Raw genomic sequence first — 22,108 nt, 5'->3', positions numbered from 1 at the left:
ATGGCTCACGAAAACCCGACTGGTTGGAAACGCTGGGTTTATTCCACCAACCACAAAGACATCGGCGTAATGTACCTATGGTTCGCGTTTATCGCTGGTCTGATTGGTTTCACCATGTCCGGTATGATCCGGATGGAATTGATGCACCCAGGTGTTAACTTCCTGCCAGACCTTCTTGGCATGACCGAAGACCAGGCTCGTCACATGTTCAACGTGCTGACAACCGGTCACGGCCTTATCATGGTATTCTTCATGGTAATGCCCGCGCTGATCGGTGGTTTTGGTAACTATTTTGTGCCGCTGATGATCGGTGCGCCAGACATGGCGTTCCCGCGCATGAACAACATCTCTTTCTGGCTGATGCCGCCTGCTTTCATCCTGCTTCTCCTCTCCACTTTTGTGGAAGGCACGAGCGGCATGAACGGCTTTGGTGGCGGCTGGACAGCCTATGCGCCGCTTTCGACATATGGTCACACAGGTCCATCCATGGACCTCGCGATCCTGTCGCTGCACGTAGCTGGTGCTTCCTCGATCATGGGCGCGATCAACTACATCACGACCATCTTCAACATGCGCGCTCCTGGCATGACAATCCACAAGATGCCACTGTTTGCCTGGTCTATCCTGATCACCGCATTCCTTCTTGTGCTTAGCCTTCCGGTTCTTGCTGGTGCGATCACCATGCTCCTGACCGACCGTAACTTCGGCACCACCTTCTTTGATCCGGCAGGCGGCGGGGACCCGATCCTCTTCCAGCACCTGTTCTGGTTCTTTGGTCACCCTGAAGTTTACATCATGATCCTGCCTGCATTTGGCATCATCAGCCACATCGTATCCACTTTCTCGAAGAAGCCGATTTTCGGTTACCTCGGCATGGCGTACGCGATGGCTGCGATTGGTTTCATCGGTTTTGTTGTGTGGGCGCACCACATGTACACCGTTGGCCTGGATGTGGACACCAAAGCATACTTCGTGGCGGCGACCATGGTGATTGCGGTACCAACCGGCGTGAAGATCTTCTCATGGATCGCGACAATGTGGGGTGGCTCGATCCGCTACACAGTGCCGATGCTTTACGCGATTGCGTTCATCCTTCTCTTCACCATGGGTGGGGTAACCGGCGTTGTGCTTTCAAACGCAGGCGCTGACGTACCACTTCATGACACATACTATGTGGTTGCTCACTTCCACTATGTACTGTCCCTTGGTGCGGTGTTTGGTATCTTCGCGGGCCTTTACTACTGGATTGGCAAGATGACGGGCAAAACCTACCCGAACATGCTCGCGCACGTTCAGTTCTGGATCACCTTTGTCGGTGTGAACATGATCTTCTTCCCGCAGCACTTCCTTGGGCTTCAGGGCATGCCACGCCGCTATGTGGACTACCCAGACGCCTTTGCATACTTCAACAAGATCTCTAGCTACGGCTATCTCGTGACGCTTGTTGGTGTGCTGCTCTTCATCGTGGTGATGGCTATGACCATCTTCAAGAAGAAGAAAGATTGCCCAGACAACCAGTGGGGTGAAGGTGCGACGACGCTTGAGTGGACGCTCAGCTCACCGCCTCCGTTCCACCAGTTCAACGAACTGCCACGCATTAAGTAAGCTGGTAGCTTCAAAGGGAACAATGTTTTGGCAGACAGCCTGACATCTTATAGTGAAAGCGCTCAGCCTTCCCGTTCAGGGGAGGCTGAGGCACGTGATTTCTTCGCGCTTTTGAAGCCGCGGGTGATGTCGCTTGTTATCTTTACAGCCCTTGTTGGGCTTGTGGCCGCGCCGGGCGAGATGAACCCCGTGCTGGCTTTTGCTGCGATCGTGCTTATCGCGGTTGGCGCAGGCGCTAGTGGCGCGCTCAACATGTGGTATGACGCAGACATCGACGCGGTGATGGACCGCACGGCCAAACGCCCGATCCCGGCTGGCAAGGTAACGCCGGGGGATGCGCTTGGTTTTGGCCTTACGCTTTCTATCGCGTCTGTGGTGCTTCTCGGGTTGATGGTGAACCTCACCTCGGCCGCGCTTCTGGCGCTTACGATCTTTTTCTACGCGATCATCTACACCATGTGGCTTAAGCGCCGCACGCCTCATAACATCGTGATTGGTGGTGCAGCAGGCGCCTTTCCTCCGATGATCGGCTGGGCGGCTGTCACGGATAGCGTCACGATTGAGAGCATGGTGCTTTTCGGCATTATCTTTTTGTGGACGCCGCCGCACTTCTGGGCGCTTTCGCTTTTCATTTCAAAAGACTATGAAAAAGTGAACGTACCAATGTTGCCGGTTGTTGCGGGTGTTGCTGAGACCCGCCGCCAGATTCTTCTCTACAGCTTCCTTGTGGTGCCATGCGGCATTGCGCCCTATTTCCTCGATTTCGCAGGCCCGGTATATGGTGTGGTGTCGAGCCTTCTGGGCGCATGGTTCCTAACACTTGCGGTCATGGTTTGGCGCGGCAAGGAGAAGGCTGACAGGAAGTTGTTCGCTTTCTCCATCTTGTATCTTTTTGCCCTGTTCGCAACCTTGGCTGCTGAACGGCTCATCACGGGATGGATCGCATGACCGAAATTTCTGAAATGCATACACGCATGAAAAAGCGCAACCGCGTGCTGGGGCTGACCCTCGCGGCTTTTGTGATCATCGTGGCGGTAGTTAGCTTCTTCAAAATCGGGTCGCTGGCACCATGAGCATGACAGAGAATAAAAACGGCCGTATGGCGCTCACCATAGCTGGTGTTGCGGTGGGCATGGTTGGCATGGCGTACGCCGCTGTGCCGCTCTATAACCTGTTTTGCAAGGTTACCGGTTACGGCGGCACGACCCAGCAGGTGGATGTTGGCAGCGATGTGGTGATCGACCGGGAAATGAAGGTTCGCTTCAACGCAGCCGTTCACCGTGACATGCCATGGAACTTCAAGCCGGTACAGATCAGCCAGAAAATGCACATTGGCGAACAGAAGCTGGCTTATTTTGAGGCATATAATCCGACAGATAAAACCATCGTCGGTACAGCGACCTACAATGTTACGCCGCACAAGGCTGGTGAATATTTTGCAAAGATTGATTGTTTCTGCTTTACAGAGCAGGAACTGAAACCGGGCGAACGGATCAGTATGCCGGTCGTTTATTTTATTGATCCTCTCATTGATGAGGATCGCAATTTGGATGAAGTTAGCGAGGTCACCCTTTCCTACACCTTCTTCGTGAAAGACGTTGAAGATGCGGAAACGACGGTGGGGCGCTAAAGCTTGGGTAGCAATAAGGGGCGCCGATTAAGGGTATCGGCACTTTGTTAGGAGAGAATATATGGCGGGCGACGTGAAACACGATTACCACCTGGTGAATCCAAGTCCTTGGCCAGCAGTGGCATCACTAGCTGTTCTGCTTTTGACCGTTGGCGCGGTATTTACCATGAAGCCCGATGCCGAGCTGTTTGGCATGACCGGCTTTGGTAACTATCTTTTTGTGATCGGTTTTGCCGGGCTGCTCTACACCATGTTCGCGTGGTGGAAAGACGTGGTTAAGGAAGCCAACACGGGCGACCATAAGCCTGTTGTACGTATCGGTCTGCGCTACGGCATGATCCTGTTCATCGCTTCCGAGGTGATGTTCTTCGTTGCCTGGTTCTGGGCTTTCTTCAGTGCGTCTCTTTATCCGCACATGCCGATCCCCGATTTTGGTGAGTTCTGGAACATTGTGGGCAATGAAGCGCCATGGCCACCAGCAGGCATTGAGACGTTTGATCCTTGGCACCTGCCACTGATGAACACGCTGATCCTGCTTCTGAGCGGTACAACGGTTACGTGGGCGCACCACGCTGTGATGCACGGTGACCGCAAAGGCCTCAAGCAAGGTCTCTGGATCACGGTTCTGCTCGGTGCTCTTTTCTCATGCGTGCAGGCTTATGAATATCAGCATGCAGCGTTTGAGTTCTCCGGCAGCATCTACGGCGCGACATTCTTCATGGCGACAGGTTTCCACGGTTTCCACGTGCTTGTGGGTACCATCTTCCTGGCTGTGTGTTTGGGCCGTGCCTACAAGGGCCACTTCACACCTGATCATCACTTCGGTTTTGAAGCGGCAGCATGGTACTGGCACTTCGTAGACGTTGTGTGGATATTCCTCTTCTTCTGCGTCTACATCTGGGGCGGCGCATAAGACGATGGCCGATAAGGCAGATCAAAGACATTCAGGAACCGACCGGGAGCAGCCCTCCCGGTCGGTTTCGCCTTATAAGGCAGGGCTGAAAGGCAAATGCCCGAACTGCGGGGAAGGGGCGCTTTTTAAAGACGGCCTCGGTATACGCGATGCCTGCGACGTATGCGGGTTTGACCTCTCAAGCGCAGACCCAGGCGACGGCGCACAAGTGTTTGTGATCCTGATCATGGGGGCCTTGTCCGCGCTTCTCGGTTTTATCGTGGTTGGGGCGCTTGGCTGGCCCATGTGGGCCGTGGCGGCCACGCTCTTCACCTTCATCATCGTGGGTAGCATCTGGATGTTGCGCGTTTTCAAAGCGACATTGATCGCGCTTCAGTTTCATCATGATGCTCATGAAGGCACCATGGGGGAGGGCGACCATGACCACTAGATCGTTCAACCCCGGTTGGCCGCTGACGGTAGCCGTGTCGCTGGCGTTCATTGTTCTGGTATCGCTTGGTACATGGCAGGCGCGCAAGGTAGGGCCCAAAACAGCGCTACTCGCGCAGATCGAAGCGGGCTTGAAGGCTGAGCCTATACCGCTTCCGGTACACCTTGATGACCCGAGCACGCTTGCATACCACAGGGTGAGATTCACCGGCACCGTGCTTGACCGTGACCCCATCAAAGTGTTTGCAACGTCACTTGGCGGCAAGTCCGGATACCATATCTACCTGCCGGTTCAGAAACAGCACGGCATGGCAGTGCTGGTGAACTTTGGCTGGGTGCCTGCCCACATTGAGGGTATGCCAAGCTTTCCGGTTGGTGAGCAAATAGAAGTGACAGGTGTGTTGCTGACAAGTGCTATGCCTGGCTCCATGACACCGCCTAATGATGCGCGTGCGAACCAGTGGTTCACGGCGGATGTGTTTGAGATGGCTGAGGCGTTTGGCCTGCGCACCAAGGAATTTTATCACTTCAGGGTGGCGGCAGATGCCGGTGTGCTGGCGGGCGATTTGCCCGTTGGTGGGCAGGTGAGGGTTGATATTCCCAATGACCATTTCCAGTATGCGCTGACATGGTATGGCCTCGCGCTTGGCCTTATCGGTGTATATGTTGCGTTTGGGTTGAAGCGAGGGCGTGAAAACGCGCAAAACAAGCATTCTAGGCGGCAATAGCCTTGCATCAACTGGCATCTGCTCCTAAGAGTAAGTCTCGCAATTTTCATAAAGTCGAGTGTTGGTATCGTGAAATATATTTCTACACGTGGTCAGGCTGAGAGCCTGGATTTTGAGGGTGTAACGCTAACAGGTCTTGCGCGTGATGGCGGCCTTTATGTGCCGGAAGAAATTCCAACTTTCAGTGCAGACGATATTCGGGCGATGCGCGGCAAAACCTATGCGGAAGTTGCGTTTGAGGTGATCGCCCCTTTTGTGGGTGACTGCCTAAGCGAAGCTGAGCTCAAGCGCATGCTGGATGCGACTTATGACGAAAACTATGGTGGCCAGTTCCGGCATCCGGCAGTTGCTCCCTTGGTGCAGACGGGTGCGAATGACTGGCTGCTTGAGCTTTTTCACGGGCCGACGCTTGCGTTCAAGGATTTTGCGCTCCAACTGCTTGGGCGTTTTTTTGATCATTTCACCGCAAAACGCGGCGAGAAGCTGACCATCCTTGGTGCTACGTCTGGTGATACCGGTTCTGCCGCTATTAAGGGGTGTCGTGGACGCGACAATGTCTCCATCTTCATGCTGCACCCAAAGGGGCGCGTGTCTGAAGTGCAGCGCAGGCAGATGACCAGCGTGCTTGAAGACAATGTGGTCAACATAGCCGTTGAAGGAAACTTTGACGACTGCCAGGCACTTGTGAAAGCCAGCTTTAATGACCTTGCGTTTCGGGACAAAGTAGGCCTCACTGCTGTGAACTCCATCAACTGGGCCCGGGTTATGGCGCAGATCGTGTATTATTTCACCTCTGCCGTGGCGCTTGGTGCCCCGGACAGAGCGGTCTCCTATAGTGTGCCGACAGGCAACTTCGGGGATATCTTTGCGGGTTATATCGCTTCCAAGATGGGTCTGCCGATTGAGAAGCTGGTGATTGCCACCAATTCGAACGACATCCTTGCTCGCACCCTTGCCACTGGGCGGTATGAACGCGGCGATGTGTATTCCACATTGTCGCCGAGCATGGATATCCAGATCTCCAGCAACTTTGAACGCATGCTGTTTGATATTGCAGGGAGAGATGCAGGTGTGATCCGGCGATATATGGATGATCTCGCGAGTACAGGTGGCTTCACCCTTGACAAGGAACACCATGATGCGCTCAAAACCCTGTTCGCGGCGGAGCGTGTGGATGATGAAACCACCAAAGCGGTGATGCAGGAACTACATGCATCTGGCGGCTATATCGCTGACCCGCATACGGCGGTCGGGATCGAGGCGGCAAATACCTGCCTGCCAGACGATGGTGCCCCGCGTGTAACGCTTTCCACGGCACACCCTGCCAAGTTTGGGGAGGCAGTTAAGGAAGCGACGGGGGTAGAGTCCGCGCTGCCGCACCATATGGCGGACCTGATGGACCGCAAGGAAAGAATGATGACGCTCCCGAACGATTTGGCTGCATTGCAAGCCCGGGTGCTGGAAGGAAACTGGTCTTGAGTGTAAGAATAACCCAACTGCCAAGTGGCTTGCGGATCGTTAGTGAAAGCCGGAAGTCTATTCAAACGGTGGCAGTGGGCGTCTGGGTTGACGTTGGTGCCCGGCATGAGCCAAAAGAGCTGAACGGCATTACGCATTGCCTTGAGCATATGCTTTTCAAAGGCACCAAACGGCGCAGCTCCCGCGATATTGCATTTGAGATTGAGGCCGTAGGCGGGCATATGAACGCCTATACCTCGCGCGATAACACCACCTATTACGCACGGGTCATGAAAGACGACCTGCCTCTCGCGGTCGACCTCCTTTCCGATATCGTGCTCAACAGCGTGTGTTCTGAGCATGAACTGAAGCGTGAGAAAGAAGTGATCCTGCAGGAAATCGGGCAGGCGCTTGATACGCCGGATGATGTGGTTTTTGACCATCTGCAGGTTGCTGCTTTTCGTGACCAGCCTATTGGGCGCACAATTTTGGGTGAGCCGGATACTGTTCGCGCTCTTACGTCTGAAAATCTGCTCAGCTATCTGTCGCACAACTATACAGCCAGTAATGTGGTTATATCGGCGGTCGGTAACCTTGACCATGATGTGTTGGTTGCGCTGGTGTCTGAGAAGTTTGCTGATATCGGAACCGAGAAGGTAAAAGCGGCTGAGCCTGCAAAATATATCGGTGGCCGGGTTGTGGAACGACGTGATCTGGAGCAGGTTCATGTCACTGCGGCGTGGCCCGGGTGTTCCTTCAATGACCCTGACTATTATGCACTTCAGGTCTATTCGACCATTCTGGGTGGGGGCATGTCCTCACGCCTGTTCCAGGAAGTGCGCGAAGAACGTGGTTTGGCATATTCCGTATATAGCTTCACCAGCAGCCATAAAGACACGGGTATCTTTGGGTTATACGCGGGCACGGGACCAGAGCTTGCACCGGGCATGATGCCGGTGATCAAGGCGGAGATGGAAGCCCTGACCAAAGGCCCAAGCGATGAAGAGTTTCGTATTGCTCTCGCGCAGCTCAAATCCGGCCTCATGATGGCGCTTGAAGCGACCACATCGCGGATGGAGCAACTTGGTCGTCAGATGCTGATTTTCGAACGCATTCTGCCGATCGAAGAGATGATCGAAAATGTGGAGCGCGTCGATGCCAAAGATGTCGCGCGTATTGCCCAGCAAATAATGGATTCGAATTCAGTCTCCATGGCGATAGTTGGTGATGGCGAATTGGATTCGATTACTTTCTGATCACCTTCAATTGAATCAAAAACAGGTAAAATTACCCCACGAATAGATGCTCGTCTAAGTATTGATGATTTCTGCGTAAGATGGTAACGTCTCGCGGCAATTTCATAGGGGGTATGGTTGTTAAGCTCAGAGGTATGCCATCTACTGAGTTATTGGCGGTCTCTTGGGGGTGGTAAAGCCATACCTGAGCGGACAGCGCTTGATCTCCGAAAACTTACCAACCTGTTGCCATGGATGTTTATTCTGGAGATGGGCGAGGACGGCAGTTTGCGGTACCGGCTTGCTGGGTCATCCCTTGAAGCGGCTGTCGGGCGCGGCATGGCCGGGCGTACGTATGGCGAGATATTCTCCAACCGTGAGCAAGCTGGTTTGATGGCAGAACTATATGCCGTTGCGCTTGTTCAATCGTGCGGCGTATTGCGCACGGGCGCCCTGGCTTTCGACAAGAATGAAACCTTTGAGATGGAAGTTCTGGCGCTTCCGTTTACGGAACCTCGCGCGATGGGGGGGACAATCCTTGTGGGTGTTGTACGCCCGTTTGAATTTGACAACCAGGGCTTTACCGACAGATGGGGCGAGTTTCAGCATGACCTCTCTGAAATACTCGTGGTGCCATCACCTCGGGTGATGCTCAACTGTCAGCTATCACCGCGCGTACAAGCGGCGCTGGAGCGCCTCGATATCACGATCAGAGCCGTTGACGTGGACAAGGTTCTGGAAATTGAGCGCAAAGGTGGTGTGCCTGGTTTGATGGGGGTGCCGTCTATTGAGCTGGATGGTCTGGGCAGCGACCAAACTCAGTGTCTCAACTGATGGTCAATCTAGCTTTTAAGCGTGTCCGGCGTCTGATGAAAGCATCGAAACATTGACCCCCAACATGGCCATGGCCCGAGGCCACTTCTGTTCAAGCTCCGTATGAAAGACGATCTCTTCATCCGCTTCTGATGTGAGCCAAGCGTTGGCTTGTATTTCCTGCTCCAACTGCCCGGCGCTCCAGCCAGCGTAGCCGAGCGCGAGTAGATGGTTGCGCGGGCCGCCGCCAGCGGCCATCGCCTGAAGGATATCAACGGTGGCAGAAAGCGCGAGAGTTTCGCTGACAATCAGCGTTGATTCCTGCACAAAATCTGCACTGTGAAGCACGAAGCCACGTCCCGGCTCCATCGGGCCGCCCGAGTGAACGGGAATGTCGGGTGCGTTACCGTCAGTCTCAATATCCAGTTGCTCGAGCAGGCCCTCAAATGAGAGGTTGCTGAAGGCCTGGTTGATGACAAGCCCCATCGCTCCTGAACTGTCGTGAGAGCACATATAGATAACGCTTCGTTCAAACCGCGGGTCTGTCATGCTGGGCATGGCAAGCAGGAGTTTGCTGTCTAGGAAGGTGGAAGATGTCATCTGCATATCTCTATCATGGGTCCAGCTTACCTTGGATGGTCGCGCCGCGCAATCTGCACGGGCTGGGGCCACTCTTTTCATACATGTGAGGTCTCGGCCCTCAAGGTCAACAGCTTAACAGCAATGTGAAGAAATGCGTCTGGCGCGTGGGGCGCAGTGTTGCTACATAATGCGAAGTTTATCGCCGGAGTTTAAAATGCGTTTTATCACCCTGTTGTTATGGTTCTTTGCTATCACGTCCAGCCATGTATTTGCGGGCGAAAGCCCGTGGCAGGATCATCAAGGCATGATCAAGACAAGGCTCGTAACCGGCTCCGCAGACATGATGCGGCAGGGTGAAGCCTTGCTGGCGTGGGAAGCCGAGCTTGCGCCAGGGTGGAAGACCTATTGGCGTTCCCCCGGTGAGGCGGGGTTGCCAGTGCGCCTCCACGCAGGTGACGATGAGATAGAGATACTTTATCCAACACCTGAACGTTTTGAACTATTTGGGCTTCAAACCTATGGATACAGCCATAAGGTATTGCTGCCTTTCTATATGGCTGCACCGGCGGACGACGACGACCTGAAGGTGCGTGCCGACTTCATGGTCTGCAAAGAGATTTGTGTACCCTTTGAGGCAGACTATGAACTTCCGTCCGAAAGCCTTGCAGGTGAAACGTCCCCGCATGACATCCGGCTTGAACTATGGATGAAGCGCGTACCTGCGCGCGAAGGAGATGCAGGCGCGGGGCTAGAGGTGGTTGGTGCCAAGGTGATGGGCGTTCCGGGGCATCAGCGGGTGATCGTTGATGTGGTGGCAGAAGGCAGCCTGTCCGGCGCTGATTTGCTCGCGGAAGCGGGTCCAAAGTTTCACTTTGGCGCACCGGAGATGAGCCTCATGGGCGACGGTACATCCGCGCGTTTTGTCCTCATGGCGATGACAGGAAAGAACCCGGAAGACCTGCGGGGGCAAAAGGTGCGGCTCACGTTTTTAGACGGGGATGGGCATGCCATTGATCGTACCATAGCGCTTGAGCCATAAAGGCCCCTTGTCTCTGTGAACAATCCAAGTAAAGTGGCACCAGATTTCAGCTATTTTCAGCTATCGTGAGGAGCGAGCAATGACCATTAAAGTTGGCGACAAAGTACCAAGTGCAACCCTCAATGCCATGACGGCAGACGGCCCAGGGCCGGTTGCTACCGATGAATTTTTTGCTGGCCGCAAGGTTGCACTTTTTTCCGTGCCTGGCGCTTTCACACCGACATGCTCAGCAAAACATCTGCCTGGCTTTGTTGAAAATGCCGACTCGATTTTAGGGAAAGGTGTTGATGAAATTGCCTGCATGTCCGTGAACGATGTTTTTGTGATGGATGCATGGGGCAAAAGCGCCGGTGTTGACGGCAAGGTAACCATGCTGGCTGACGGCAATGGCCTGTTCGCAAAGGCTTTGGGCCTTGAGATGGATGCGTCCGGCTTTGGTATGGGCCTGCGCTCCAAGCGCTTCTCCATGATTGTTGAAGACGGCGTTGTGACCGAGCTTAACCTTGAAGAACCGGGCGCCTTTCAGGTTTCAAGTGCCGAGCATATGCTCGCGCAACTCTAAGGCCTTAGAACCTATAAAAAAATCAGGGCGGCTTCGGCTGCCCTTTTTTGTTTCACGCAATCTCCCTATATATAAATTATGCCTATATGAGACAGGCTCGACAGGCATAGCCACGGGGGATTTTACCTATGCTTGAAATGTCTACCATCGTTGTTGGGCTTATTGTCCTTTTTGCGATTGTCCTCGTTTTTTCGTCCGTTGTGATGGTCAAGCAAGGATACGAATATACGGTTGAGCGGTTCGGGCGTTACACCGGCACACTCACGCCCGGCTTGCATCTGATTATGCCTTTAATCGACCGTATCGGGCGCAAGATTATCATGATGGAGCAGGTGCTTGATATACCCACACAGGAAGTGATCACGCGTGATAACGCCATGGTTGCGGCGGATGGTGTGGTCTTCTTCCAGGTTCTTGATGCGTCAAAAGCCAGCTACGAAGTGAATAACCTTGAGATCGCCATCCTGAACCTGACCATGACGAACTTGCGTACGGTGATGGGATCGATGGATCTGGATGAGCTTCTGTCCAAGCGGGACGACATCAATGCGCGGCTGATGAATGTGGTTGATGGTGCGACCCAGCCTTGGGGTGTGAAAATCACCCGGATCGAAATCAAGGATATCGAGCCGCCACGGGATATCGTTGATTCGATGGCGCGCCAGATGAAGGCAGAACGGGAAAAACGGGCCGCTATTCTTGAGGCCGAGGGACAGCGGGAGTCGGAGATCAAGCGGGCAGAAGGCCAAAAAATGGCAGCCATTCTGCAGGCTGAGGGCCGACGAGAAGCAGCTTATAAAGATGCCGAGGCGCGTGAACGGGAAGCGGAAGCCGAAGCAAAAGCGACAGAGATGGTCTCGAAAGCCATCGCCGAAGGGGACGCCCAAGCTATCAACTATTTTGTTGCGCAAAAATATGTTGAAACCCTGCACAGCTTCGCCCGTTCGCCAAATGAAAAGCTCGTCTTTATGCCCATGGAGGCTTCAAGTGTGATTGGCTCTCTTGGCGGGATTTCCGAGCTGTTCAAGGACCTGAACAAGGACAGCGGGAGCCGTAAAACCACCCGCAGCGGCATCCCCACAACGGAGTAGAAACATGGAAGCATATCTAAGCTGGGCAGTTGAGAATGCTCATTGGATCTGGTGGGGTGTTGGCATCCTTCTCCTTGTCGGGGAGATGGTTATTCCTGGTGTTTATCTCCTATGGATCGGCGTTGCGGGTTTGGTGACGGGGTTACTGGCCTTCTTCATGCCCGATATGGGGTTTGATGGGCACGGCCTCGCTTTTGCGATCCTTGGTGCTGTGTCCATCTATATCGGGAACAGGTTCTTCTACGCGAAGATGCTGGAAGAAGGTGCGCCGGTTGTGAATACGCGCGGGCAGTCTCATGTGGGTAAGGTCTATCTGGTCTCCGATGCCATCGTGAATGGGCGTGGGCATGTCGCGGTTGGCGATAGTCGCTGGCTTGCGGAAGGCCCTGACGCGGCTGAGGGAACCCGAGTGAAAGTGATGTCCATCAATGGCATAGTGATGAATGTGGAGCCTGTCGAAGATTGACAGGCTCTTCTTTTTCGATCATCAGCATGTGATGAACATCGGGAACTCTATTAAATCATATGTTGGTGCTTGGCTTGCAAGCGAGGGGCGGCAAAACCTCGCCCGCGCGCGCTCTGAAGCCGTTCGGAAGCTCAAACGGGCACCTCGGGAAATTTTATACTTTCACCGGGCAGACGATCCATACAGCCAACTGATGGTGCAGGTGTTGCCTGATCTTGCAGCGCGGTTTGACGTGCGCATCAGGCCGCTTGTTGTTGAACGTCTTCCTGCCAATATGTATCCCGACCCGCAGCGCTATGAAGCTTATTCCATCATAGATGCCACGAGGCTCGCGCGGCTATATGGGCTGGGGTTCCCGTCTTCTGCCACCGTGCCGGACAGGCTTGCGGTCGGTATGGCCAACAGGCAGTTAGCGAAGGTACAGAATGATCCGAACTTTTTCTCGATTGCGGAAGAAGTAGGCTCGGCGCTGTGGCAGCAAGACATTAAAGGGGTGCGAGCCCTGTGTGTGGCCGCTGATATTGATGAAAATCTGCTCAGTGAGAACGAGCGATTGCTCACCAGGCTTGGTCACTATGCGTCCGGAAACCTGTATTATGACGGTGAGTTTTATCCCGGCCTTGACCGACTGGACCACCTTGAAAAACGCCTGAACCGGCTCGGTGCTGGTGATGATGAGGTTCATTTTGAACTGCATAGGCTCTGGCGCTATGGGCTGGAGAATCTGGACAGAAGTGTGTCTGGCCGCACCCTCGAGCTCTTCTTCTCTGTACGTAGCCCTTATAGTTATATCGCCCTTCATCTGGCATCAGATTTTGCCAAGGCGTCGGGCATTCGCTTGAAGCTCAAACCCGTGCTGCCGATGGTGATGCGGGGCTTGCCTGTGCCAGCTGCCAAGCGGCGCTATATTTTCACCGATGCCGCGCGTGAGGCTCGTGTTGAGGGCATTCCCTTTGGACGTGTGGTGGACCCTCTCGGGGAGGCCACCAACAAAGCCATGGCGCTGGGTATTCGCCTTGCCGATGACGGAGAAGATCTCGCGTTTTTCAAAGCATTTACCCGTGGCGTTTGGGCCGAGAGTATTGACGGGGCGAGTGATGCAGGGCTCAGGAAAATTCTTGAAAAAGCCGGTATCCAGACAGCCAAGGCAGCAGGCGCCATGCCGCGTGACGTGTGGCAGCCTATTGCAGAACGCAACCGGCAGATGATGCTGATGAACGGTAGTTGGGGTGTGCCCACATTCAGAATAGGTACTGCGACGTTGTGGGGGCAGGACCGCATGTGGGCCATTGTTGAGGCACTTAAACAACAGTAAGCAGTGATCGCGGTAGTCATGCTTGGGGCTTACTTTTGTGTACATTGACTATTGAATTGTGCTGGTTATCTTCAATTGGTGACAAATAAGAGCCCGGGGTGGGGCTCGGTACGGCGTGCTCGCGTCAAAATATGGGATAGAAAAGTGAAAACGAAAAAAATACTACGCAGGGGATTTTCCCTTCTTGCGCTTGGTGTGCTGGCTGCATGCACCGGCGCTCAGGTGAAAACGGCGACTTCTGACAGCGATATTCCAACTTTCAGTCCGGACCGCATCAAAGCGGACGTGACCTTCCTCGCGGACGACCTGTTACGCGGTCGGGACACCGGCAGCGAGGGGTACCGGATTGCCGCCAATTATGTGGCTGCGGAATATGCCCGGCTTGGGCTCAAGCCTGCTGGCGTGGACGGTTCCTATTTCCAGGAAGTACCATTTCAGACAGCAAAGCTGGATCAGGCTAAAGCCAGCATGTCCCTGACGCTGAATGGCGAAGAAAAAACACTCAATCTGGGTGACGATTTTTTCATGGGCGGCGAGGTGCGCTTGCCATCCGGTGATGAAACAGGTGAGATTGTATTCGCGGGCTACGGCATTCACGCGCCTGAGATTGGCCATGATGACCTCGCTGGCCTCGACCTGAACGGCAAGATCGTATTGACCCTTTCTGGCGGACCGACCTCTTTCAACACGGAAGTTCGTGCGCATCATGGGTCGTCGACCACCAAACGGGCCGAGTTCGCGAAACGGGGCGCAATTGGATATATTTCATTTGGCTCCCTCACGAACGAGAAGCGGCGCCCGTTTGAACGGCTTAAAAAATACCTTGGCATTGAGAGCTTCGATTGGGTGATGCCTGAAACGGGTGAAGCCCCAAAGCCGGGTGTGGCGTTGTCTGCGGCTATCAGCCATGACGTTGCGCGCCAGATTTTTGAGGCAGCAGGCAAATCGTTTGATGAAATTCTGAACGAGGCAGAAGTCGGCTCACCTAAAGGCTTTGATACTGGCGTAACGGCGCATATGGCGTTTGATAGTGAACTGTCTGACGTGTTCGAAAGCCCCAATGTTCTGGCTGTGCTCGAAGGCTCCGATCCTGTCCTCAAGGATGAGTACGTTGTTCTGTCTGCCCACCTGGATCATATCGGCATTGCAGAGCACGCGAAGGGCGATGACAAGATCAACAATGGCGCCATTGATAATGCAACGGGCGTGTCTGTCATGATGGAAGTCGCGCGTGCATATGCTCGTGCAGGGGTTAAACCACGGCGGTCTATCCTGTTCGCAGCGGTTGTTGCGGAAGAAAAAGGCCTGTTGGGTGCCGAGTATTTCGCGCATTTCCCGACGGTTGAGAAGTCAGCAATGGTGGCTAACGTCAACCTCGACATGCCGATCCTTCTTTATGATTTCAGTGACGTGGTAGCATTTGGTGCGGAACGCAGCAGCCTTGGCCCGGTTACCGAAGCGGCGCTCGCACAGATCAACGTAACTTTGGGGCCGGACCCGATGCCTGAAGAGGGCATCTTTACACGCAGTGATCACTACCGCTTTGTGCAGCAGGGCATTCCCTCGGTCTTCCTTGTAACGGGTTGGGGCAAAACAGAAGCTGGCGAAGATGGCGGTGCTATTTTCCGCGAGTTTCTGGGTAAAACCTATCACTCGCCGCATGATGATCTGAGCCAAGAGATCAACTATGACGCAGGCGCAAAGTTCGCCAAGGTGAACTGGTTGATCGTCAACTCAATTGCCAACACGGATGCCCGCCCAACCTGGAACGAAGGCGACTTCTTTGGCACGACCTTCGCGCGGTAGAAGGTTAAGCGAAACCAGCTTTATTGAGAGGCGCAGCAGATGCTGCGCCTTTTCCATTTTTTAGTTTGACGCAAGGGCAGCTTGCAAAGCTTCAAGGCCCACACGCATAAGGGCGGGGAAAGCCTGACCGTGATTGGCGAGCAGGCCAACCGCGATGTCATGCTCCGTATCCACAAGAAGAAGCGCAACACCGCCCATTGACCCGCCCGAATGCCATACGAGGTGATCATGCACTACCGGCAGATAGTCCGTCAGCCCGTCGCGTTTTAGCCGACCACGCATGTTGCCTGCGGTCATCCAGCCAATACCAAAGCCCGCAGGTTGGCTGTCATTTGTATGTTGTTCTTTAAAGAGGAGATCCAGCGTTTCCTGCTTGAGGAATCCTGCTTTCGTGTGAGCAAGCCCGAAGCACACCATATCGCTTGCGGTACCAATGAAGCCGCCACCTGCCCATTTATAACTATTGTCCACAAAGGGGGCTATCACCGGGGTCCCGTCATCATTCACATGGAAGGCGCTGAGGTCGGAAAGGGGCTTCGTGATATCTTCCGCCATGGTGTCCTGCATGCCAATCTCACCAAATACCTGTTCGTCCATCATGGTGAGGAAGCTATCTCCTCCGGCGCCTTCAAGGGCGGCGCTGATCAGGTTCCAGGCATGGCTTGAATATTGTACCTGTGTGCCGGGCTCAAAAATCAGCGGATCATGGATGAACATTTCAATGCCCTCAGTAACAGTGGGGTAATAGTGAGTGTTCAGAAATTCATCCCCTCTATAGTGCCGTATGCCGCCCATATGCGCGGCCATTTGCCGGAGGCTGACAGGCCACCTTTTTTGGGGGAAGGCTGGCACGTAGGTCTCAACCGGGGCGTCGAGGTCCAGCTTGCCACCCTCATATAATTTGCCCAGAAGTGCCGTGGTGAAGACCTTTGAAACGCTGCCGACACGCATTTTGGTGCTGGCTGAGACTTCCTCTCCCGTTTCAATGTTGGCGGCGCCGAATCCCTCAGCATAAACAACCTGATCGCCTTTGCCGACAGCGACCGAAAGCCCCACAACGGTTGGTTTTTGTAGTTCGCTTTCGGCTGCTGTACGGATAGCATGCTCTATAGTGCTATCGGCAACCACGCTGGTGCTTGCGAATGTGTATAAAACGGCGATGAGCGCCCAACTGCGTGCAATCATAAAATCTCCCCTCTCACAATTCTGGGGAGAATAGCGCGGCTGATAGAAAACGCCAATCTACTTGGACTAGCCTCTAGGGCTTGTAGGGGGCCATGCCTTGGTTAGCGAGCGCGTCCGCCCGCTCATTACCGGGGTCCCCAGCATGCCCCTTTACCCAGATCCAGTTGATGTCGTGGCGCGCGACCGCCTTATCGAGCGCTTGCCATAGGTCTGCGTTTTTGACCGGTTTTTTAGCAGCAGTGCGCCAGTCTTTCGCTTTCCAGCCGTGGATCCATTTGGTGATACCATCGCGCACATAGGTGCTGTCGGTGTGAAGGTCTACCTTGCATGGGCGGCTAAGCGCATTCAGGGCCTCGATAGCGGCCGTAAGCTCCATCCGGTTGTTGGTAGTCTCCATCTCGCCGCCAGTCAGCTCCTTTTCATGCTCACCATATAGCATCAACACACCCCAGCCGCCGGGGCCTGGGTTGCCCGAACACGCACCGTCTGTGTAGATGTCTACCGTTTTTCCTTTAGACGACATAATCTGCAGCGTCCCGGACGGATTGATGGAATTTCAGCTTTTTGAGGTACTCAATCGGGTCATGAGGTTTCACGACTGCGCCCGCTACCGGGTTGAGCCAGTCATAAAGTCTGGTCAACAGGAACCGGAGGGCTGCACCACGGCAGAGTATCGGCAGGGCTGCAACTTCTGAACCTTCAAGCCTGCGATGCGCGTCGTACAGTTCGGTCATGCGCTTGGCGCACTGCGCGTTGAAACGTTGTTCCCGATCAAAGCACCATGCATTTATGCACACGGCTATGTCGTACGCGAGATAGTCGGTGCAGCCGAAGTAGAAGTCGATAACACCCGTGATATCATGTCCTGTGAAAAGAACGTTATCGGGGAAAAGGTCAGCGTGAACGGTGCCGGTTGGCAAACCTTTTGGCCAGTTCGCGCTAAGGAAAGCCAGTTCCTCCTCGATCAGGGCCGCGAGGCCGGGTGCAACTTCATCTGCTCTCGCCTGAGTGTCTCGCGCGAGCTTCTGCCATCCTTCAAGTGAAAGATCATTGGGGCGGTTTTGCGCAAAATCTTGTGTGGCAACATGCATGCGCGCGAGCATGGCACCAAGGGCTCCAGAATGCTCAGGGCTGGGCTCATTAATGCTCACACCTGAGAGAAAGCTGATCAGGCATGCAGGTCTGCCGTTCAGGGCGCGCAGCGCATTGCCCTCATTATCCTTGATCGGTAGGGGTGCCGGGATATTGTGTTTCGCCAGATGTTCCATCATGTCGAGGAAATATGGCAGGTCCTCCGGGTTCGCACGTTTTTCATAAAGGGTCAGAATGAAGCGCGCTTTTGTGGTTTCCAAAAGATAATTGGAGTTCTCCACCCCCTCCGCGATCCCTTTGAAACTGGTGGCTTCGCCGACGTCATAGTCATTTAGAAAAGCCGCAAGCGTGCGGTCGTCGACCTGAGTGTAAACTGCCATCAGGCAACGTCCTTGAGCATCGGTGGTACTTTGAAGATCACATCTTCTTCTGCTGTTGTAACAAGCTCCACTTTGGCATCGAAGCGCTCTTTCAGCGCATCAATAACTTCTTCAACCAATATTTCAGGTGCGCTGGCGCCAGCGGAGATGCCAACAGCCGTTGCGCCCGCAAGCCAGTCCCAGTCGAGGTCTGCCGCGCGAAGGACGAGCCGTGCCGGGCAACCCGCTTTCTCCGATACTTCAACCAGCCTGCGGCTATTTGAGGAGTTGCGAGAACCGATCACGATTACTCGGTCAGCCTGTTTTGCGACTTCCTTCACAGCCACTTGCCGGTTGGTGGTGGCGTAGCAGATGTCTTCCTTCTTCGGCTTGGTCAGGCCGGGGAATCGGCGTTCCAGTACAGCAACGATTTCTATGGTGTCATCTACTGACAGGGTTGTCTGGGTCACGAAGGAGAGTTCGTCCGGGTTTTGCGGCATCACATTTTCAGCGTCTTCTACCGTTTCAATCAACGTCATTGAGCCGGGTGGGACCTGGCCCATTGTTCCAATCACCTCGGGGTGACCAGCGTGGCCAATCATCAGAATATGTCGCCCGTGTGCCTGGTGGCGTTCCACCTCGCGGTGCACCTTGCTCACCAGCGGGCAGGTGGCATCCACATAGATCATTTTGCGTTTTTCTGCTTCGGCAGGCACCGCTTTGGGTACTCCGTGCGCTGAAAATACGACCGGCACGTCATCAGGGACTTCATCAAGTTCGTCAACAAACACCGCACCCTGTGCTTCAAGCCCTTCAACCACATAGCGGTTGTGTACAATCTCGTGTCGTACATAAACGGGTGCACCAAATTTCTTGATCGCCAGTTCCACGATTTTAATCGCGCGGTCTACGCCTGCGCAAAACCCTCTGGGGTTGGCAAGCAGTATACGAAGGGGGGTGGTGCCTGTTGATGACATGTCATCATCTCCTGAGAACTCGTTCCCCTCTAGCTACCTGCCATGCAGGCGCTGGTCAAGGCGCTGTCTTGCCCGAGATGGGCTTTTGTTGCCCTAATATTGTCATGCTTGGCACGTAGCTGAATTTCTGGTTCGAAATGCTGGCTTTTTGCGCGGCTTTAAAAAGAAACCGGCGTGAAGCAGATGCCTGCTTGCGCTTGGGTCGTCTTCTTTTTATGATCGCCGCCAAAATCCACACAGTGCGCGAAAAAAATGCTGGCGCCGTGTTGGGGAGGAATATTTTGAAAGGGTTCTTGATGTCCGTTCGTTTTGTGTTTTTGGCAGCGCTCACTCTCATGCTGGCGGCCTGTAACAGAAGCCCGCTTGAAGTGGTGGTTTCTCGCTGTCCTGCTGTCGCCATCGTTGGTGACATGGGCACACTGACCCGCTTCAAAGGGGAAGGCCGCACAACGGATGATGTGCAATACACGGCTTCCATCATGGACGTGACGACGGAGTGTGCTGAGGGTGAAAGCGTCCAGAACACCGTGACCTTCTATGTTGGCGGCAACACAGGGCCCGCATTTGCGGGGCGTGAGGTGACAATCCCTTATTTTGTGGCGGTATTGAAAGACAATAGCCAGATCGTTTCGAAAGAGATTTATGACGTAACGCTGCGCTTCGACCGTGACGGTTTTGCTCGCAGCCGTGAAGTTGTACGCCAGTTGGTGCCAACGATCGAGCAGGCCCGGCGCTATAACTATGAAGTGCTCCTAGGCTTCCAAATGGATGCGCAGGACGTTGTCTACAATATGGAGCGGTAGTACGCGAAAACCGTAGCAGCTGATTAAGAGGGGGCTTTGCGGCCCCTTTTTTGTGTCCTGCGCGTATCCTTCACGATTGACTCTGCCCGCTTTCTTCTGCATATGATCGCGCACATCAGGTCACGTGGCAGCCAATGCATTTCGGGGTTGCTGCACCGCCTGTGCGGGAGAGATCGACACCCGGGGTAACCCACAGTCGGCGCCGAAGGAGCAACCGCCCCGGAAACTCTCAGGCAAAAGGACCGCACAGCTATGTGACCCTCTGGAAAGTAGCATTGCAGCAATGCGTGCTCACCGACGGGGTAAGCCAAGGCGCAAGGGTATGCGACTTGGTCAAATCTCTCAGGTTCCGTGACAGAGGGGGCGCTTACTCCGGCTTTGCCGGAAAAATGCGTATGCGGAGGCCGCCCTGATGACTGATGATACCCTGCTGAAAACCCCCCTTTATGATTTGCACGTTGAGCGTGGCGGCAAGATGGTGCCTTTTGCAGGCTATTCCATGCCGGTGCAGTATCCGCTTGGCATTATGAAAGAGCACGAGTTTACACGCGAGAAGGCTGGCCTTTTTGACGTGTCACATATGGGGCAGTGTTTCATTCATTCAAAAGACGGTAGTGACCCGGCCGCCGCGATTGAGAAGTTGATGCCTGGTGCGCTTCAGGTGCTGAAGCCCGGCAAGATGCGGTACACCCTGCTTCTGAACGAGGAAGGCGGTATCGAGGACGACCTGATGGTCACTCGCACCCATGAGGCGGAAGGCACCCTTTATGTGGTGGTGAACGCAGCTTGCAAAGATAAAGACTATGGTATCCTTGAGGAAAAACTCGGCCATCTTATCTCTGTCGAGCCACTGGAGGATCGCGGCCTGATCGCGCTTCAGGGGCCGAAGGCAGAAGCCGTTCTGGCAGAGCTTGCGCCTGAAGTTGCGGACCTTGGTTTCATGGAAGCGACGGCAGTAACGCTTGAAGGTGTTGTGTGTTGGGTGTCTCGTTCCGGCTACACGGGCGAGGATGGGTATGAAATTTCTGTGCCTGAGAGTGAAGCACAAGCGCTGGCGTCGCGTCTTCTGCGGTCCGACGATGTGGAGCTTATCGGCCTTGGCGCGCGGGATAGCCTGCGTCTTGAAGCTGGCCTTTGCCTTTCTGGTCACGACTTTGATGCCAGCGTTAGCCCGGTTGAGGCGGGCGTGACGTTCGCACTTGGCAAAAAACGCCGTGAAGACGGTGATTTCGCCGGTAGCGCCCGCATCTTGAAAGAGCTCGCTGACGGTCCTTCAAAAGTGCGTGTTGGCCTGCTGCCTTCAGGGCGTGCACCAGCGCGTGAAGGCACCGCTATTGCCGATATGGATGGCAACGAGATTGGCATTGTGACCTCTGGCGGTTTTGGCCCAACCGTGGGCGGCCCCGTTGCAATGGGATTTGTGCCAAAAGCTTTTGCAGAAGTTGGCACTGAAGTACAGTTGATGATCCGCGGCAAGGCCCACCCTGCTGTGGTTGCAAAAACACCCTTTATTGAGCAGCGCTACGTGCGCAAAAAAGCATCTTAAGCCTGGATTTTGGAGGATAGGCGCATGATTAAATTCACTGAAGAACATGAGTGGCTTGAAGTAGACGGCGATATCGCCACAGTAGGTATCACCGATTACGCCCAAAATGCACTCGGCGATGTTGTGTTTGTAGAGCTGCCTGAAGTTGGCGCAACCTACGAAAAGGGCGATGAGGTTTCTGTCGTTGAATCCGTGAAAGCGGCAAGCGAAGTATACGCACCTCTCGCAGGTGAAATCGTTGAGGTGAACGAAGCGCTTGAGGGTGAGCCCGCGCTTGTAAACACCGCTGCGCTTGATGGTGGCTGGTTCTTCAAAATGAAGATCGCAGACATGGGCGAGCTTGACGATATGATGGATGAGACGGCCTACAACGAGTTTGTTGAAGGTCTCGAATAAAATGGTTTAGCGCTGGTGTGGGGTTCCCTGGGCCAGCGTTTCTTTTTGTATCAGGCCACCGCACGCAACCTTGGGCCT

24 protein-coding genes and 1 riboswitch are annotated in these 22,108 nt (G+C 54.3%); of the genes, 19 read left to right on the top strand and 5 right to left on the bottom strand.

Annotated features, from left to right (window positions below):
* The 10 genes from ctaD to ACN0XZ_RS10735 all read left to right on the top strand — a co-directional run bounded on the left by ctaD (nucleotide 1) and on the right by ACN0XZ_RS10735 (nucleotide 8,832).
* Entirely contained in the window at nucleotides 1-1,605 is a 1,605-nt protein-coding gene (gene ctaD / locus ACN0XZ_RS10780; RefSeq protein ID WP_417457763.1) for a cytochrome c oxidase subunit I, read from the top strand.
* A gap of 27 nt (nucleotides 1,606-1,632) precedes the next feature.
* A complete protein-coding gene (locus ACN0XZ_RS10775) occupies nucleotides 1,633-2,553 on the top strand; it encodes a heme o synthase (RefSeq protein ID WP_417457761.1) in 921 nt (306 codons plus the stop codon).
* On the top strand, nucleotides 2,550-2,678 hold the full coding sequence (locus ACN0XZ_RS10770; RefSeq protein ID WP_417457760.1) for a hypothetical protein: 129 nt from the start codon (nucleotides 2,550-2,552) through the stop codon (nucleotides 2,676-2,678). Before ACN0XZ_RS10775 ends, ACN0XZ_RS10770 begins: the two co-directional genes overlap by 4 nt.
* 2 nt (nucleotides 2,679-2,680) lie before the next feature.
* Nucleotides 2,681-3,235 (top strand): cytochrome c oxidase assembly protein, encoded by a 555-nt coding sequence (locus ACN0XZ_RS10765; protein ID WP_417457759.1) that lies wholly within the window; start codon nucleotides 2,681-2,683, stop codon nucleotides 3,233-3,235.
* A 61-nt stretch (nucleotides 3,236-3,296) separates the two neighbouring features.
* Nucleotides 3,297-4,148 (top strand): cytochrome c oxidase subunit 3, encoded by an 852-nt coding sequence (locus ACN0XZ_RS10760; protein ID WP_417457758.1) that lies wholly within the window; start codon nucleotides 3,297-3,299, stop codon nucleotides 4,146-4,148.
* 4 nt (nucleotides 4,149-4,152) lie between these two features.
* Entirely contained in the window at nucleotides 4,153-4,578 is a 426-nt protein-coding gene (locus ACN0XZ_RS10755; RefSeq protein ID WP_417457757.1) for a DUF983 domain-containing protein, read from the top strand.
* Entirely contained in the window at nucleotides 4,568-5,305 is a 738-nt protein-coding gene (locus ACN0XZ_RS10750; RefSeq protein ID WP_417457756.1) for an SURF1 family protein, read from the top strand. The genes ACN0XZ_RS10755 and ACN0XZ_RS10750 overlap by 11 nt, the downstream gene beginning before the upstream one ends.
* A 69-nt stretch (nucleotides 5,306-5,374) precedes the next feature.
* On the top strand, nucleotides 5,375-6,784 hold the full coding sequence (gene thrC, locus ACN0XZ_RS10745) for a threonine synthase (RefSeq protein ID WP_417457755.1): 1,410 nt from the start codon (nucleotides 5,375-5,377) through the stop codon (nucleotides 6,782-6,784).
* Nucleotides 6,781-8,019: a M16 family metallopeptidase gene (locus ACN0XZ_RS10740; protein WP_417457754.1), complete on the top strand. Its 1,239-nt coding sequence runs from the start codon at nucleotides 6,781-6,783 to the stop codon at nucleotides 8,017-8,019. Before thrC ends, ACN0XZ_RS10740 begins: the two co-directional genes overlap by 4 nt.
* A 117-nt stretch (nucleotides 8,020-8,136) precedes the next feature.
* A complete protein-coding gene (locus ACN0XZ_RS10735; protein ID WP_417457753.1) occupies nucleotides 8,137-8,832 on the top strand; it encodes a PAS domain-containing protein in 696 nt (231 codons plus the stop codon).
* 15 nt (nucleotides 8,833-8,847) lie between these two features.
* Here ACN0XZ_RS10735 and ACN0XZ_RS10730 read toward each other — a convergent pair whose 3' ends face one another.
* A complete protein-coding gene (locus ACN0XZ_RS10730) occupies nucleotides 8,848-9,411 on the bottom strand; it encodes a YqgE/AlgH family protein (RefSeq protein ID WP_417457999.1) in 564 nt (187 codons plus the stop codon).
* Nucleotides 9,412-9,607: 196 nt separating this feature from the next.
* On the opposite strand from ACN0XZ_RS10730, the gene ACN0XZ_RS10725 reads away from it, so the two are divergent.
* From ACN0XZ_RS10725 to ACN0XZ_RS10700, 6 genes are all read left to right on the top strand, one after another.
* The gene (locus ACN0XZ_RS10725) at nucleotides 9,608-10,432 is read left to right on the top strand and encodes a protein-disulfide reductase DsbD domain-containing protein (RefSeq protein WP_417457752.1); all 825 of its coding nucleotides are present in this window, start codon (nucleotides 9,608-9,610) and stop codon (nucleotides 10,430-10,432) included.
* A 79-nt stretch (nucleotides 10,433-10,511) separates the two neighbouring features.
* Nucleotides 10,512-10,994: a peroxiredoxin gene (locus ACN0XZ_RS10720; protein ID WP_417457751.1), complete on the top strand. Its 483-nt coding sequence runs from the start codon at nucleotides 10,512-10,514 to the stop codon at nucleotides 10,992-10,994.
* A 128-nt stretch (nucleotides 10,995-11,122) separates the two neighbouring features.
* Nucleotides 11,123-12,085 (top strand): SPFH domain-containing protein, encoded by a 963-nt coding sequence (locus ACN0XZ_RS10715; RefSeq protein ID WP_417457750.1) that lies wholly within the window; start codon nucleotides 11,123-11,125, stop codon nucleotides 12,083-12,085.
* A gap of 4 nt (nucleotides 12,086-12,089) precedes the next feature.
* A complete protein-coding gene (locus ACN0XZ_RS10710) occupies nucleotides 12,090-12,551 on the top strand; it encodes an NfeD family protein (protein ID WP_417457749.1) in 462 nt (153 codons plus the stop codon).
* A complete protein-coding gene (locus tag ACN0XZ_RS10705; protein ID WP_417457748.1) occupies nucleotides 12,529-13,866 on the top strand; it encodes a DsbA family protein in 1,338 nt (445 codons plus the stop codon). Before ACN0XZ_RS10710 ends, ACN0XZ_RS10705 begins: the two co-directional genes overlap by 23 nt.
* 144 nt (nucleotides 13,867-14,010) lie before the next feature.
* Complete coding sequence (locus ACN0XZ_RS10700; RefSeq protein ID WP_417457747.1) at nucleotides 14,011-15,672, top strand: M28 family metallopeptidase; 1,662 nt, start codon at nucleotides 14,011-14,013, stop codon at nucleotides 15,670-15,672.
* Between the two features lie 60 nt (nucleotides 15,673-15,732).
* Here the strand turns inward: ACN0XZ_RS10700 and ACN0XZ_RS10695 are convergent, their stop codons facing one another.
* The 4 genes from ACN0XZ_RS10695 to ispH form a co-directional block, all read right to left on the bottom strand.
* On the bottom strand, nucleotides 15,733-16,857 hold the full coding sequence (locus tag ACN0XZ_RS10695) for a serine hydrolase domain-containing protein (protein WP_417457746.1): 1,125 nt from the start codon (nucleotides 16,855-16,857) through the stop codon (nucleotides 15,733-15,735).
* Nucleotides 16,858-16,930: 73 nt separating this feature from the next.
* Entirely contained in the window at nucleotides 16,931-17,380 is a 450-nt protein-coding gene (rnhA, locus tag ACN0XZ_RS10690) for a ribonuclease HI (protein ID WP_417457745.1), read from the bottom strand.
* Nucleotides 17,370-18,329, bottom strand: a complete 960-nt coding sequence (gene thrB, locus ACN0XZ_RS10685; protein WP_417457744.1) for a homoserine kinase — start codon at nucleotides 18,327-18,329, stop codon at nucleotides 17,370-17,372. The genes rnhA and thrB overlap by 11 nt, the downstream gene beginning before the upstream one ends.
* A complete protein-coding gene (ispH, locus tag ACN0XZ_RS10680; RefSeq protein WP_417457743.1) occupies nucleotides 18,329-19,285 on the bottom strand; it encodes a 4-hydroxy-3-methylbut-2-enyl diphosphate reductase in 957 nt (318 codons plus the stop codon). Before ispH ends, thrB begins: the two co-directional genes overlap by 1 nt.
* A gap of 296 nt (nucleotides 19,286-19,581) precedes the next feature.
* Between ispH and ACN0XZ_RS10675 the strand changes: the two genes are divergently transcribed.
* The 3 genes from ACN0XZ_RS10675 to gcvH all read left to right on the top strand — a co-directional run bounded on the left by ACN0XZ_RS10675 (nucleotide 19,582) and on the right by gcvH (nucleotide 22,030).
* Entirely contained in the window at nucleotides 19,582-20,088 is a 507-nt protein-coding gene (locus ACN0XZ_RS10675) for a hypothetical protein (protein WP_417457742.1), read from the top strand.
* 154 nt (nucleotides 20,089-20,242) lie between these two features.
* A riboswitch (glycine riboswitch) is annotated at nucleotides 20,243-20,343 on the top strand.
* A gap of 157 nt (nucleotides 20,344-20,500) precedes the next feature.
* Complete coding sequence (gcvT, locus tag ACN0XZ_RS10670; protein ID WP_417457741.1) at nucleotides 20,501-21,634, top strand: glycine cleavage system aminomethyltransferase GcvT; 1,134 nt, start codon at nucleotides 20,501-20,503, stop codon at nucleotides 21,632-21,634.
* Nucleotides 21,635-21,658: 24 nt separating this feature from the next.
* Nucleotides 21,659-22,030 (top strand): glycine cleavage system protein GcvH, encoded by a 372-nt coding sequence (gene gcvH / locus ACN0XZ_RS10665; protein ID WP_417457740.1) that lies wholly within the window; start codon nucleotides 21,659-21,661, stop codon nucleotides 22,028-22,030.
* Nucleotides 22,031-22,108: the final 78 nt, after the last annotated feature.

Origin of the sequence: Kordiimonas sp. (genome assembly GCF_048264555.1) — a bacterium.
Taxonomy (GTDB): domain Bacteria; phylum Pseudomonadota; class Alphaproteobacteria; order Sphingomonadales; family Kordiimonadaceae; genus Kordiimonas.
Note: the sequence above shows the minus strand (reverse complement) of the source record. Positions and strands in the feature narration are given on the sequence as shown.

Coding starts and splice junctions, on each gene's coding strand:
- ctaD (WP_417457763.1), top strand. CDS start 1: ATGGCTCACGAAAACCCGACTGGTTGGAAACGCTGGGTTTATTCCACC.
- ACN0XZ_RS10770 (WP_417457760.1), top strand. CDS start 2,550: ATGACCGAAATTTCTGAAATGCATACACGCATGAAAAAGCGCAACCGC.
- ACN0XZ_RS10765 (WP_417457759.1), top strand. CDS start 2,681: ATGACAGAGAATAAAAACGGCCGTATGGCGCTCACCATAGCTGGTGTT.
- ACN0XZ_RS10760 (WP_417457758.1), top strand. CDS start 3,297: ATGGCGGGCGACGTGAAACACGATTACCACCTGGTGAATCCAAGTCCT.
- ACN0XZ_RS10755 (WP_417457757.1), top strand. CDS start 4,153: ATGGCCGATAAGGCAGATCAAAGACATTCAGGAACCGACCGGGAGCAG.
- ACN0XZ_RS10750 (WP_417457756.1), top strand. CDS start 4,568: ATGACCACTAGATCGTTCAACCCCGGTTGGCCGCTGACGGTAGCCGTG.
- ACN0XZ_RS10730 (WP_417457999.1), bottom strand. CDS start 9,411: ATGACATCTTCCACCTTCCTAGACAGCAAACTCCTGCTTGCCATGCCC.
- ACN0XZ_RS10725 (WP_417457752.1), top strand. CDS start 9,608: ATGCGTTTTATCACCCTGTTGTTATGGTTCTTTGCTATCACGTCCAGC.
- ACN0XZ_RS10720 (WP_417457751.1), top strand. CDS start 10,512: ATGACCATTAAAGTTGGCGACAAAGTACCAAGTGCAACCCTCAATGCC.
- ACN0XZ_RS10715 (WP_417457750.1), top strand. CDS start 11,123: ATGCTTGAAATGTCTACCATCGTTGTTGGGCTTATTGTCCTTTTTGCG.
- ACN0XZ_RS10710 (WP_417457749.1), top strand. CDS start 12,090: ATGGAAGCATATCTAAGCTGGGCAGTTGAGAATGCTCATTGGATCTGG.
- ACN0XZ_RS10705 (WP_417457748.1), top strand. CDS start 12,529: ATGTGGAGCCTGTCGAAGATTGACAGGCTCTTCTTTTTCGATCATCAG.
- ACN0XZ_RS10695 (WP_417457746.1), bottom strand. CDS start 16,857: ATGATTGCACGCAGTTGGGCGCTCATCGCCGTTTTATACACATTCGCA.
- rnhA (WP_417457745.1), bottom strand. CDS start 17,380: ATGTCGTCTAAAGGAAAAACGGTAGACATCTACACAGACGGTGCGTGT.
- thrB (WP_417457744.1), bottom strand. CDS start 18,329: ATGGCAGTTTACACTCAGGTCGACGACCGCACGCTTGCGGCTTTTCTA.
- ispH (WP_417457743.1), bottom strand. CDS start 19,285: ATGTCATCAACAGGCACCACCCCCCTTCGTATACTGCTTGCCAACCCC.
- ACN0XZ_RS10675 (WP_417457742.1), top strand. CDS start 19,582: ATGTCCGTTCGTTTTGTGTTTTTGGCAGCGCTCACTCTCATGCTGGCG.
- gcvT (WP_417457741.1), top strand. CDS start 20,501: ATGACTGATGATACCCTGCTGAAAACCCCCCTTTATGATTTGCACGTT.
- gcvH (WP_417457740.1), top strand. CDS start 21,659: ATGATTAAATTCACTGAAGAACATGAGTGGCTTGAAGTAGACGGCGAT.